10 protein-coding genes, 1 tRNA gene and 2 pseudogenes are annotated in these 11619 nt (G+C 62.4%); 3 read left to right on the top strand and 10 right to left on the bottom strand.

Going from position 1 to position 11619, the window contains the following annotated elements; all coding sequences use genetic code 11:
- Positions 1-7: 7 nt before the first annotated feature.
- From secD to queA, 4 genes are all read right to left on the bottom strand, one after another.
- Positions 8-1855 carry a protein translocase subunit SecD gene (secD, locus tag C9J49_RS09620; RefSeq protein WP_107181370.1) on the bottom strand — a complete coding sequence of 616 codons (1848 nt, stop codon included), beginning with the start codon at positions 1853-1855 and terminating at the stop codon, positions 8-10.
- Positions 1856-2000: 145 nt separating this feature from the next.
- On the bottom strand, positions 2001-2339 hold the full coding sequence (gene yajC, locus C9J49_RS09615; RefSeq protein WP_035593895.1) for a preprotein translocase subunit YajC: 339 nt from the start codon (positions 2337-2339) through the stop codon (positions 2001-2003).
- Between the two features lie 81 nt (positions 2340-2420).
- Positions 2421-3557 carry a tRNA guanosine(34) transglycosylase Tgt gene (gene tgt / locus C9J49_RS09610; protein WP_107181369.1) on the bottom strand — a complete coding sequence of 379 codons (1137 nt, stop codon included), beginning with the start codon at positions 3555-3557 and terminating at the stop codon, positions 2421-2423.
- Positions 3558-3613: 56 nt separating this feature from the next.
- Positions 3614-4651, bottom strand: coding sequence for a tRNA preQ1(34) S-adenosylmethionine ribosyltransferase-isomerase QueA (queA, locus tag C9J49_RS09605; protein ID WP_046079517.1), 1038 nt, complete (start codon positions 4649-4651; stop codon positions 3614-3616).
- Between the two features lie 141 nt (positions 4652-4792).
- Here queA and C9J49_RS09600 point away from each other — a divergent pair.
- Positions 4793-4879, top strand: a tRNA-Leu gene (locus C9J49_RS09600).
- A 52-nt stretch (positions 4880-4931) separates the two neighbouring features.
- On the opposite strand, the gene C9J49_RS09595 is transcribed toward C9J49_RS09600, so the two are convergent.
- From C9J49_RS09595 to C9J49_RS09590, 3 genes and pseudogenes are all read right to left on the bottom strand, one after another.
- Positions 4932-5948 (bottom strand): tyrosine-type recombinase/integrase, encoded by a 1017-nt coding sequence (locus C9J49_RS09595; RefSeq protein ID WP_107181368.1) that lies wholly within the window; start codon positions 5946-5948, stop codon positions 4932-4934.
- 44 nt (positions 5949-5992) lie between these two features.
- Positions 5993-6136, bottom strand: a pseudogene (locus tag C9J49_RS17445) (helix-turn-helix domain-containing protein); the annotation flags it as partial.
- A 131-nt stretch (positions 6137-6267) separates the two neighbouring features.
- Entirely contained in the window at positions 6268-7083 is an 816-nt protein-coding gene (locus C9J49_RS09590; RefSeq protein WP_107181367.1) for a LexA family transcriptional regulator, read from the bottom strand.
- Between the two features lie 376 nt (positions 7084-7459).
- On the opposite strand from C9J49_RS09590, the gene C9J49_RS09580 reads away from it, so the two are divergent.
- Positions 7460-9151: a diguanylate cyclase gene (locus tag C9J49_RS09580; RefSeq protein WP_107181429.1), complete on the top strand. Its 1692-nt coding sequence runs from the start codon at positions 7460-7462 to the stop codon at positions 9149-9151.
- A 113-nt stretch (positions 9152-9264) separates the two neighbouring features.
- A pseudogene (locus C9J49_RS17340) lies at positions 9265-9573 on the top strand (hypothetical protein); the annotation flags it as partial.
- Between the two features lie 42 nt (positions 9574-9615).
- Here the strand turns inward: C9J49_RS17340 and C9J49_RS16960 are convergent.
- From C9J49_RS16960 to C9J49_RS09560, 3 genes are all read right to left on the bottom strand, one after another.
- A complete protein-coding gene (locus C9J49_RS16960; protein WP_146612981.1) occupies positions 9616-9981 on the bottom strand; it encodes a hypothetical protein in 366 nt (121 codons plus the stop codon).
- Positions 9982-10098: 117 nt separating this feature from the next.
- Positions 10099-11211, bottom strand: coding sequence for a hypothetical protein (locus C9J49_RS16955; protein ID WP_146612980.1), 1113 nt, complete (start codon positions 11209-11211; stop codon positions 10099-10101).
- 115 nt (positions 11212-11326) lie between these two features.
- Positions 11327-11515 carry a DNA-binding transcriptional regulator gene (locus C9J49_RS09560; protein WP_258393920.1) on the bottom strand — a complete coding sequence of 63 codons (189 nt, stop codon included), beginning with the start codon at positions 11513-11515 and terminating at the stop codon, positions 11327-11329.
- Positions 11516-11619 lie beyond the last annotated feature (104 nt).

Genomic DNA, 11619 nt, shown 5'->3' with positions numbered 1-11619 from the left:
CCTTCTCCTAAATCCAGAGCTTCTTCACGGGCTTGCGGCCGTAGCACAGGTTGACCATGGCGCGGGTCACCATCAGCGAGGTGAACAGCGAGGTCAGGATGCCCAGCGACAGCGTCACGGCGAAGCCCTTGACCGGGCCGGTGCCGATCGAGAACAGGATCAACGCCACCAGCAGGGTGGTGATGTTGGCATCGACGATCGAGGTGAAGGCGCGCTCGTAGCCGGCGTGGATGGCCTGCTGGGCCGAGAGCCCGCCGCGCATCTCCTCGCGTATGCGCTCGAAGATCAGCACGTTGGCATCCACCGCCATGCCCAGCGTCAGCACGATACCGGCGATGCCGGGCAGCGTGAGCGTGGCCCCGAGCAGCGACATGGCCGCCACCAGCATCACCAGGTTGAAGGCCAGCGCGACGTTGGCGATCACCCCGAACACCTTGTAGCGGATCAGCATGAAGGCCACGACCAGCAGCAGGCCGATCTGCACCGAGAGGATGCCGCGTTCGATGTTCTTCTGGCCGAGGCTCGGCCCGATGGTGCGCTCCTGGGCGAAGTAGATCGGCGCGGCCAGCGAGCCGGAACGCAGCAGCAGCGCCAGGTCGGCCGCCTCGGTGGGCGAGTCCAGCCCGGTGATGCGGAAGCTGTTGCCCAGCGCGCTCTGGATGGTGGCCAGGCTGATGATGCTGCGCTCGGTGTAGGGCGAACGAACGACGGTTTCCTCGCCGTCCTCCATCACCGTGCGCTCGCGGGTCTTGTGCTCGATGAACAGCACCGCCATGTTGCGTCCGATGTTGGTGCGGGTGGCGCGGTTCATCAGGGTGCCGCCGGTGCCGTCCAGGTTGATGTTGACCTGGGGCCGACCGTTCTCGTCGAAGCTGCGGTTGGCGTTCGAGACGCTGTCGCCGGTGATGATGACGTCGCGCATCAGGGTGGCGGTGCGTTCCGCGTTGCGGAAGGCATAGGTCTCGGTCTCGGCCTCCGGGGTGTCCGGCCGCGCCTCGAGGCGGAACTCCAGGTTGGCGGTGGCGCCGACGATGCGCTTGGCCGCGGCGGTGTCCTGCACGCCGGGCAGCTCGACGACGATGCGCGCCGGCCCCTGGCGCTGGACCAGCGGTTCGGCCACGCCGAGCTCGTTGACGCGGTTGCGCAGCGTGGTCAGGTTCTGGTTGACCGCGTAGTCCTGGATCTCCTGCACGGCTGTGTCGGTCAGCGTCATCGCCAGGCCGGCGCCGCGGTCGCGCTCGAGGTCACTGTACTCGAACTCGGGGAAGTCGCGGCTGATCAGGCGGCGGGCCTCGTCGCGATCCTCCTCGTTCATGAAGTCCATGTGGATCGAGCGTTCCTCGACCTCGGTATTGCGATAGCGGATCCGCTCGTCGCGCAGGGTCTCGCGCATGGCGCTGGCGTTGACCTCTAGGCGCTGGGTCAGGGCCGCCTTCATGTCGACCTCGAGCAGGAAGTGCACGCCGCCGCGCAGGTCCAGGCCCAGGGTCATGGGGGAGGCAGCCAGCGATTCCAGCCAGCCCGGAGTGGATTCGGCCAGGTTCAGCGCCACCACGTAGTCGTCGCCCAGGCGCTCGCTGAGCATGTCGCGGGCCTGGATCTGGTCGTCGGCGTTGTCGAGACGGATCAGCACGCTGCCGGCGTCGCGTTCGACGGACTGGATGCCGAGGCCGGCGTTGGTGAGGGAGCTCTCGAGCTGCTCGAGGCGGCGTTGGTCGAGGTTGAAGTCGCCCCCGTCGCTGCTGATCTGTACCGCCGGGTCCTCGGGGAAGAGGTTGGGGAGAGAGTAGATCAGGCCGACGGAGAGCACGAGGAGTATCAGCAGATACTTCCACAGGGGATAACGATTGAGCATGGGGGCCCTGCCCTCAGGTTGCTGATGATGGGACGGACGCTGCGCCATCACGAGCACCGGGCGGAGCCGGTCGGCCGGGCCCCGCCTCGGTGGTCGCAGGGCAGCCCGCACGGCCGGGTAGGCGTGCGGGCGCGGGGGCATCCGATCAGATGGACTTGAGCGTGCCCTTGGGCAGAACGGAAGCCACGGCGTTCTTCTGGACGCTGACCTCGGTGCCTTCGGCGATTTCCATGGACAGGAACTCGCTGTCTTCGCTGACCTTGGTGATGCGGCCCATCATGCCGCCGCCGATGACGATCTCGTCACCCTTGGACAGGCCGGCGATCAGCTGCTTGTGCTGCTTGGCCCGCTTGGCCTGCGGACGCCACAGCAGGAAGTAGAAGATCAGCACGAAGCCGACCAGCATCACGATCTGGGCGATGCCACCGCCCGGAGCGGCGCCAGCGTCCTGGGCCATGGCCGGGGAAATGAGGAAGTCCAGCATGTACGACGATCTCCTGAGTCGCGGGGAAACAAGACGCCTTCCAGCGGCGCTCGACGGCCGGCCACGGGGGCCGGCCGTCGATCAATTCGGAGCGGGGGGAACCGGCAGACCGCGCTGCGCGTAGAACCCTTCCACGAAGTTCGCCAATGTACCCGCTTCGATAGCACCGCGCAAACCAGCCATCAGGCGCTGGTAATGGCGCAGATTGTGGATGGTATTGAGCATCGAGCCGAGCATCTCGCCGCAGCGGTCGAGGTGATGCAGGTAGGCGCGGGAGAAGTTGCGGCAGGTGTAGCAGTCGCATTCCTCGTCCAGCGGACGGGTGTCGTGGCGGTGCTTGGCATTGCGGATCTTGACCGTGCCTTCCCCGGTGAACAGGTGGCCGTTGCGCGCGTTGCGGGTCGGCATCACGCAGTCGAACATGTCGACGCCGCGGCGCACGCCTTCCACCAGGTCCTCCGGCTTGCCCACGCCCATCAGGTAGCGCGGCTTGTCGGCCGGCATCCATTCGGGCAGGTAGTCGAGCACCTTGATCATCTCTTCCTTGGGCTCGCCGACCGACAGGCCGCCGATGGCGTAGCCGTCGAAGCCGATCTTCTCGAGGCCCTCGAGCGAGGCCTCGCGCAGCTCGGGATACATGCCGCCCTGGATGATGCCGAACAGCGCCGAGGGCGAGTCGCCGTGGGCGTCGCGGGAGCGCTGGGCCCAGCGCAGCGACATCTCCATCGACTTCCTGGCCTCGTCCTCGGTGGCCGGGTAGGGCGTGCACTCGTCGAAGATCATCACGATGTCCGAGCCCAGTGAGCGCTGCACGGCCATCGATTCCTCGGGGCCCATGAACACCTTGGAACCGTCCACCGGCGAGCGGAAGTGCACCCCCTGCTCGGTGATCTTGCGCATCTCGCCGAGCGAGAACACCTGGAAGCCGCCGGAGTCGGTGAGGATCGGCTTGTCCCACTGGGCGAAGTCGTGCAGGTCGCCGTGCTCCTCGATGACCTCGGTGCCCGGGCGCAGCCACAGGTGGAAGGTGTTGCCGAGGATGATCTCGGCGCCGATCTCCTTGACCGACTCGGGCGTCATGCCCTTGACGGTGCCGTAGGTGCCCACCGGCATGAAGGCCGGCGTTTCCACGGTGCCTCGCGGGAAGCTGAGGCGGCCGCGGCGCGCCCGGCCATCACTGGCCAGGTGCTCGAAGTTCATGAAGCATTCGTCTCGCATGGGGTCTCTCGAAATTCGTCGAAGCGGTCGGCCGGCGCATGGCCGAGCGGCTCGGATCAGCGGGCGCGCGTCAGCAGCATCGCATCGCCGTAGCTGAAGAAGGCGTACTCTTCGCGCACCGCCTCGCGGTAGGCGGCCATCACCGTCTCATAGCCGGCGAAGGAGGACACCAGCATCAGCAGGGTCGACTCCGGCAGGTGGAAGTTGGTGATCAGGGCGTCGACCACCCGCCAGTCGTAGCCGGGATAGATGAAGATGTCGGTCTCGCCGCTGTAGGGCGCGATCTCGCCGTCGTCGCTCTTCAGGCAGGCCGATTCCAGGCAGCGCACGCTGGTGGTGCCCACCGCGATGACGCGGTTGCCCCGGGCGCGGGCGGCGCGCACCTGCTCGCAGACCGCCTCGGAGACCTCGATCCACTCGCTGTGCATCTCGTGGTCGCGGATGTCGTCGGCGCGCACCGGCTGGAAGGTGCCGGCGCCCACGTGCAGGGTGACGAAGGCGCTTTCCACGCCCTTCTCGGCCAGGGCCTCGAGCAGCGGCTCGTCGAAGTGCAGCCCCGCGGTGGGGGCGGCCACCGCGCCCTCGCGGCGGGCGTAGACGGTCTGGTAGCGCTCGCGGTCGGAGAGCTCGTCCTCGCGGGTGATGTAGGGCGGCAGCGGCATGTGGCCGTGCTGCTCCAGCAGCTCCACCAGCGGCGTCTCGCCGAGGAATCGCAGCTCGAACAGCGCATCGCGGCGGCCCTCGACCACGGCGCGGATGCCGCCCTCGAACGCGATCTCGGTGCCGGGCTTGGGCGACTTGCTCGAGCGCAGGTGGGCCAGGCCGCGATGGGCGTCCAGCGGGCGCTCCAGCAGCATCTCGACGCGCCCGCCGCTGGCCTTGTGGCCGTGCAGTCGGGCCGGGATCACCCGGGTGTCGTTGAACACCAGCAGGTCGCCCGGGTCGAGGGTCTCGAGCAGGTCGGGGAAGCGGCGGTGCGCGAGCGAGCCGCTCTCGCCGTCGACGCACAGCAGTCGGCAGTCGCTGCGTTGCTCGGAGGGATAGCGGGCGATCAGCGCCTCGGGGAGCTCATAGTGGAAATCGGCGCGCTGCATGGGGTGAAACGTCCGGATGGTGGGATGAGAAGGGCGGCTCGGCCGAGCCATTGGCAAGCCGCCTAGGATACCCTGTCGCCGCCGCGAAGTCAGGGGTCGCGATTGACCTCCCGTCCGGCCCACGTATAATGCAGCGCCGTTGCCGGTGTGGCGGAATTGGTAGACGCAGCGGATTCAAAATCCGCCGGGTGCAAGCCCTTGTCGGTTCGAGTCCGACCACCGGTACCACTTCAAAATCAAAAGCTTATCAGCATTTTTCGTCTCTTCGCAGCACCCCTCCTCAGTGCTTGGTCGCAGTTTGGTCGCAGATGGCCGCATTCAGCGATGGCAGCCGCGCGCCAATATCGTCGAGCCCAGCGTCGAACATGTGGCTGTATCGACTGGTCACAATCAGGCTCGAGTGCCCCAGCAGATCCCGCACCGTGGTCATGCTCTCGCCAGCCTGGGCCAGCATGCTCGCATAGCTGTGGCGCAGGTCATGGAAGCGCAGGTCCTTGCGGCCGACGGCTGCCCGGGCGGTCTCCCAGGCGTGTCGCAGGCGCGAGTAGGTCGTGGCGAACGGCAGCTCCTCCAGCCACGGCCGAGCGTCTTCTGGTACCGGGACCACTCGTGCCTTGCCGCTCTTCGTCTGGTCTGGTCGCAGCAGGATGCGACCACCGTGGACGTTCGAAGCGTCTAAGCTGAGCAGCTCCCCCTGACGTAGGCCCGTAAGCGCCGCCAGGGCGATGACCTTCTTCTCGACGATTTGGCGGTTGGGGATGGCCTTCAGTAGCTGGCTGAGGTCCTCGGTCGTCAGGTAGACATGCCGCTCGTTCTTCGGCGACTTCTTCCTGAGCTTGTCCCCCAGCGGCTGCTCAAGCCAACCCCATTCACGGTAGGCCAGGTTCAGCACGCGCTTCACCACCTGAAGGTGATTGTTGATCGTGCTCTGTGCCCGGCCCTTCTTGCGCAGGTCCCGGGCCATCTCTCTGGCCTTGTCGAGCGACTCCTGGCCGAGCAGCACCCGGTCGCCCATGTAGGCTGCGACCGGGCGGATCGCCTTCACCTGGCTGGCCACGTCGTACTCATCGATCCAGCGCTCAAGGCCTTCGATGAAGGTGCGCCGTGGCTGGCGCCCCATCACCTCACCGTGGAATTCGGCCTCGTTCAGTTCTGCGGCGCGCTTCGCTGCGTACTCGCGGGCTTGGCGCTCCCCTTCTCGAGTCCCTGCAAACGTTTGTTGATGTCTCCGACCGTGGTGCGTTTCCGTGACCACCCACCGGTCGCGCTTTTCCCTGTATCGAACAGTGATTCCCATGTGTTGCGTCCCCCTGGCTGAGGGCCGCGCTTGCAGCTCTCAGCGTACCTCTCCACTGCACTTTGCTCAAAGCGCACAGCATTTCCGATCTGGATGTATCCGATTTCATGTTTATGGCCGTAGACCCAGCTTCGGCTCATTCCCAGGCGCCTGGCGACCTGAAATGGTTGGAGTAATCCATCTGTCATGCCTGCCTCCCTGTTCTTAGCTGCTGGCGATCGTGCTTGCCGCTCTAGGAGCAATAATACGAAAACGTATTGGCATGTCAATACATAAACGTATTGGAAGCTGGTGGGGCCTTGGAAGGGAGTAGGGGGGATTAGAGGTTGATCTTTGCCTCCACGGCAACCGCAAGAACATTTGTTTGATTATCGAGTGAAATCAATGGGTAAGAGGGGTTTAGTGGTTTGAGATAGAGCTGTCCGCTGTCTTTGATCAATTTGCGGAAGGTGAGCTGGGTACCATCATGAAGCGCGGCGAGGACCAGCTTGCCCGGTGTCGGTGTCTTTCCCGAGTCGAGCAGCACCATCGTGCCCTCAGGCAAACTCGGGGATACGCCTACGGGTGCAGCCATCGAGTCGCCTTCTAACGCAAGCCAAAATGACACATCCTTGGATGTGTATCCCGTTGTTTCGTAATATTTTTTTTCGATTGCTTGGGTTAGGGCTTCCTGAAGGCCAACAGTGCTGGAAGCCTGGGAGCCAGAAATCACCGGATAGTGGTTGAGCTTGAGCTTGGGCTTGGACTCCCTGGCAGGCTTTGAGAAGCCCCCCGTCACGCCACTGAGCACAGCTCGAAGCGTACCGAATGGGCCGAGTGCGCTTAAAATCGGCGGTCCATGAGCGACAGCTACGCCTGATGTCGGCTTGCGTGGGCTTACGTCTGAAGTGTCCCGATCTGGGGCGACGCCTGTGCCCGATGGTAATTCGCCTTGGGTCAGGTAGGTGGTGGTTATGCCCAAAGCGTTTGAAATTTTTTCTAAATTCGTAATCCGTGGAGACTTGCTTTCGCCTTTCAAGATGCGGTGGATCGTTGGTTGGGTGACCCCCGCTCGGCGAGCAAGCTCATTCTCTCCAACACCTTGTTCTTCCATGATTTTTTTCAGCCTTCCGGCTATGGTGGGTGGCTCTTGCATGGCTGGACTGCCTTGATAGGAGAAAATGTTCAGATCAATACATAAACGTATTAAAATTTTCCCATGCTGTCCAGGTCCGCTGTAGAGCTTGAGCTCTGCGCCAGGTCGGTAGGGAGCAGGGTCTCCATAGCAGCACGATCAGCCTTGAGCTGCGCCGCAATTCCACTGCCGATGGCTATGATCCCGAGCAGGCCCAGGCCCTTAGTGATCATCGGCTCCGTACCACCTGCAAATGGGCGAGCGTCTGGCGCAGTGCGCTATGACCAGTGCCCTGAGCACTTATCATTCTCGTTGCTTGCGTGACGGGATGGACATTTTCCCCAGCCTGGGGCAGCGTGCACCGGTAACACCACATTAACGAGAAGTAATGCACCGTATGAGTTCACAGTCATGGCGTGAGGAGGTCCTGGCGCTCTCGCCATCCGCCTATCTGCACGTTTCCCCCGATGGCTGGATCCTGGATGCCACTGGCGAAACCCGGGCGCGCCTCGGGCTGCCCCGAGAGAGCCTGATCGGCCGACCCCTGATGGCGTTCGACGATCCCGGCCTCCGCCTGGGCGCCTCGCTGGCCGAGCGGCTGGCCCTCGGGGAGCCTCGGCCGCAGCAGCCCCGCACCTTCGAGACCGACACCTGCCGGGTCTACCCACTGACCGACGGCAACGTTGCCATTCGACTGAGTGCCGACGCCCGGGGGCATCGAGGTGTCCTCCGTCGGCTGGTGAATCGCCTCCCTATCATGGTCGCCTACGTCGATCCCGACGGCTGCTTCCGGCTCAACAACCGGGCCTATCAGGACTTCATCGGCCTCGACCGCGACGCCCTTTACGGCCGGCCGGTGGCCTCGGTGCTCGACGAGGCCTCCTACGCTAAGGTGGCGCCGCGCTTTCGCCGTGCCCTGGCCGGCGAGGAGGTGACCTACGAGGATCGCCTGACCCTGGCCGACGGCCGTACCTATTACTTCAAGGTCAACTACGTGCCCGATTTCCTCGATGGTGAGGTCGTGGGCTTCTTTGCCATCATCCAGGATATCTCCGAATATGGAGCCATGATCCAGCTGCTGCGCGACGTCCATACCGGCGTCAACCGCTCCGATGTTGGCTCCCAGGAGATCATCGGCCAGCTGCTGGAGGATGCCCTGAGCTACCTCTCGCTGGACATCGGTCTGGTCAGCCGCATCGAAGGCGAACGCTACACCGTCTGGTGGGCCGCCTCCCGGGAAGCCGAGATCGCACCGGGCGCCACCTTCGCGCTGGGCGACACCTACTGCCGGCTGATGCTCGACGAGGCGGATGTCTTCCATACCACCCGGGCGAGCGAGGACTCGCGCGTCAACGGCCATCCCTGCTACCGGCAGTTCGGCCTGGAGAGCTATATCGGCATCCCTCTGCGCGTGGAGGACCAGGTCTGGGGCACCCTCAACTTCTCCAGCCCCCGGCCTCGGCCAAAGGCGTTCAGCGAGATCGAGGAAGAATTGCTGCGTCTGATCGCCAACGCGGTGGAGCGGGTCATCGTCCACGAGACCGAGATCGTACGCATGCGCAACGAGCGCGACCGCATGGCCGACCGGGCGATGACCGACCACCTGACCGGCCTGCCCAATCGTGCCGGCCTGGAGCAGCACATCGAGCGACTGATGCAAGCGCGAGAGAGCGGCGCACCACCCTTCTCACTGGCGGTGCTCGATATCGACCACTTCAAGGCCATCAATGACACTTACGGCCACGACATCGGCGACCGCGTGCTGGTCTGGCTGGGCGAGCGCCTGGCGCAGTGCCTGCGCGACGGCGATTTCGTCGCTCGCACCGGCGGCGAGGAATTCGTGATCGTGATGCCGGGGGCTCAGGCGCAGCAGGCCCGGGAAGTAGTCGAGCGCGTTCGCGCCAATATCGGCAAGGGACGCGTGCCGGTGGACGACGGCCAGGCCATCACCGTGACCGTCAGCGCCGGCCTAGGTGAGCAGCGGCCGGGTGAGGCCTTCGGCGAGCTTTTTCGGCGCGTGGATACCGCGCTCTACGCCGCCAAGCACGCCGGTCGCGATCAGACGCACCTCGCCGGGCCCGATGCCTGACGCGCACCGCCAACCCAAGAGGCAGGAGCGCTCAATGTCCTACCGCCCCGCATAAGGCTGCTACGAACACATGCCCTACCGCCGCTGTGGGCGAAGCGGCCTGAAGCTTGCGGCTAGCGACGCGGCGCTATAACTCGGGAGAAGATCTGGAGCAGACGCTGAAACGCCATACGTGGCTATCCAATCATCACATTCCGCAGAAGGCGATGCACCATCGATCACCGATTGTGGTGATGAAAGAATGGCATACCAAGCGTCCTGAGTTATTTACCAAGCGGATGGCCAATCACACGGGACCCGACAGTTTCAACGTCCTGAATCGTCAAGGGCAGCGAAGGATGTTGTCCCAGCATCAGTCCGTTGTCGCGCGGCGCGATCCGCGCATGCGAATGTTCGCGGGCATTGATGAGCATTCTGCCTAGTCCTGTAGCGATGACAGTGTGATGAGCGGATCGAAAAGCATATCAGTTCTTCTGGGCTGGGTTGACCTTATCATTGCTATCTTCTTTCCAGCCTTTCACCTCATCGAGACCATATTTCTCTATCCATGGTTTTATAATCGGATCTTTGAGGGTCTTGACATTGAGCGATTCTTTGGTGTGCGGGTTTTTATACCGCTTCATCGGTAGCGGCTTCCTGGGCTTGCGATAAGATCCCTTGCGGGGCTCTTGGGCTGTGGGCGATCCAAACAGCTGCAGGAGGTCTTCTTTCGTCTTACTATGCATCTCGAGGACATCCTCGATGTCCTTCTTGAAGGCCAAAGCCTTCTGATAGGCTGGATCTTGCTCCAGTTCCTTAAGCTCCTTGGCGATACTCTCCTTATCGCTCACGAGCTGCTCGTGCCGAGTGAGGGGGTCTGTCATATTGCAACCTTTGGCTATAGGGTGTTCCGGAGCATCCTAATGTATTCCGCCTAACGTTGCTAGCCAAGCCATTCTGCTGCCTGGCTACGCATCCTTCTTTCCCTTGGCACGTTTCTTTCCTGGTGGCAGTGATTTGACCAAGGTTCGCGTGTTACTCGGGAGCTCGTATCGCAGATAGGTATCATAACGGCTTAGGTAGTGGATCAGTGCCTTGAGACGTCGTTTGTCTTCTGGGGTGCGATTCGACCAGATCCCATTGATACTAGGGATGTCGTTGCTAATGGGTTGACCTTCGAACCATGGCATGCCTCGATGATCCGTGACCTCTTTCCATCGTCTGGCGAGAGCATCACACAGTGAAGCGATCTCTCGGACCTTTTGGGCATCATACAGCAATATCATGTCGTGACTGAGGCCCTTGTGAAGTCGGTAGTGCAGCTTGCTGACATATCCCAGCGAATGACGAAACAGTGGATTGTGATGTCGCTTGTAAAGAAATGCACGACGATCTTCCAGGGTTTGTTCGATGTTGACATACGGCTCGTCACGGTAGCCTAGCTGGAGATGTACCCATAGCAGATCTGGTGCCTGGCAGAAGGCCTGGTTGAACCAGTGACGAAGATTTTTTTGATGTCTCTTGGAGAGGGTGTCTGTGTTCCTGATCTTTTGCTTGAAGCTGGAAGATGTGACCTCTCTTTTGAAGGTCTCGATAGAACGCTGAAAGCGTTGGCTCATCGCCGTAGCCTCAGCTTTCGACAATCGTAATTTAGGCCAGTGATAATCGCCACTGTAGCACCAGACAAGATGCGTAAGGAAGGACTGCGCATGAAGGCTGAGGCTAGGTGGTTGATGCAATGAACGTGTCTGCTGTTCCAAATTGGAAAGTGTTCCCACCGCCCTGCGACATTGATGAAGACGGCTGTCGGGTAAAATGATGCAGGTTTGATGGCCCTTGAGTTTTCCATGAGCAACCTCGCTGCAGTGAAAGTCATCTTCCAGGCAGCGTTCGTAGGTAGGCAAGTCGGTCAATGAACGAATCATCGCCTCGATTGCTGGAAGATCCTCAACCTCGCTTTTATTGTCATGCCAGGTAGGTGGTGTATGGACAGCGTCGGCACGATTGAAGACATTGCCAACTTTCAAAGGGGCGTCTTGATCGGTCATCCCACCGGAGGGGCTGTGCGGAGTATCGGTCATCGGGCAGAGCTCAGGACGTTGTCGGCCCTCGAGTCTACCAAAATGGGATCGCTGAATGGTAAAGTTAGTAACAAAATAGCTGAAAGTTGTATTGTGTATCCCCGTCTCATGGGCGCTATGGCCCGTTATAAGGGGCATTCCCTTGCCATTCCGGCTGCTCGCGTGCCCAGCGCTCCAGGAGGGCCTGGCCGACCCCCGAGGGCAGCCTTCGACCCTGCTCCCACTCCTGCAGGGTCCGCACGCTGACCCCTAGCTCAGCCGCCAGCGCCGTCTGGCTCATGCCACGAATCCGACGCAGGGCCATGACGTCACGTAGCAATCGGCGAGTGGGTTCCTTGCGTTCCATCCGGGCGAGACGACGATCGCCCCAGGGATCTTGGGATGAAGATGCTTCTTGGCTGTCACGCG

It is taken from the genome of Halomonas sp. SL1 (assembly GCF_003030865.2).
In the GTDB taxonomy this organism is placed as follows: Bacteria; Pseudomonadota; Gammaproteobacteria; order Pseudomonadales; family Halomonadaceae; genus Halomonas; species Halomonas halophila.
This window is presented reverse-complemented; position numbering and strand designations above follow the sequence as displayed.

What these genes read in the sequence shown, in the direction of transcription:
- secD (WP_107181370.1), bottom strand. Translation starts at nt 1,855, where the DNA reads ATGCTCAATCGTTATCCCCTGTGGAAGTATCTGCTGATACTCCTCGTG.
- yajC (WP_035593895.1), bottom strand. Translation starts at nt 2,339, where the DNA reads ATGCTGGACTTCCTCATTTCCCCGGCCATGGCCCAGGACGCTGGCGCC.
- tgt (WP_107181369.1), bottom strand. Translation starts at nt 3,557, where the DNA reads ATGCGAGACGAATGCTTCATGAACTTCGAGCACCTGGCCAGTGATGGC.
- queA (WP_046079517.1), bottom strand. Translation starts at nt 4,651, where the DNA reads ATGCAGCGCGCCGATTTCCACTATGAGCTCCCCGAGGCGCTGATCGCC.
- C9J49_RS09595 (WP_107181368.1), bottom strand. Translation starts at nt 5,948, where the DNA reads ATGGGAATCACTGTTCGATACAGGGAAAAGCGCGACCGGTGGGTGGTC.
- C9J49_RS09590 (WP_107181367.1), bottom strand. Translation starts at nt 7,083, where the DNA reads ATGCAAGAGCCACCCACCATAGCCGGAAGGCTGAAAAAAATCATGGAA.
- C9J49_RS09580 (WP_107181429.1), top strand. Translation starts at nt 7,460, where the DNA reads ATGAGTTCACAGTCATGGCGTGAGGAGGTCCTGGCGCTCTCGCCATCC.
- C9J49_RS16955 (WP_146612980.1), bottom strand. Translation starts at nt 11,211, where the DNA reads ATGACCGATACTCCGCACAGCCCCTCCGGTGGGATGACCGATCAAGAC.
- C9J49_RS09560 (WP_258393920.1), bottom strand. Translation starts at nt 11,515, where the DNA reads ATGGCCCTGCGTCGGATTCGTGGCATGAGCCAGACGGCGCTGGCGGCT.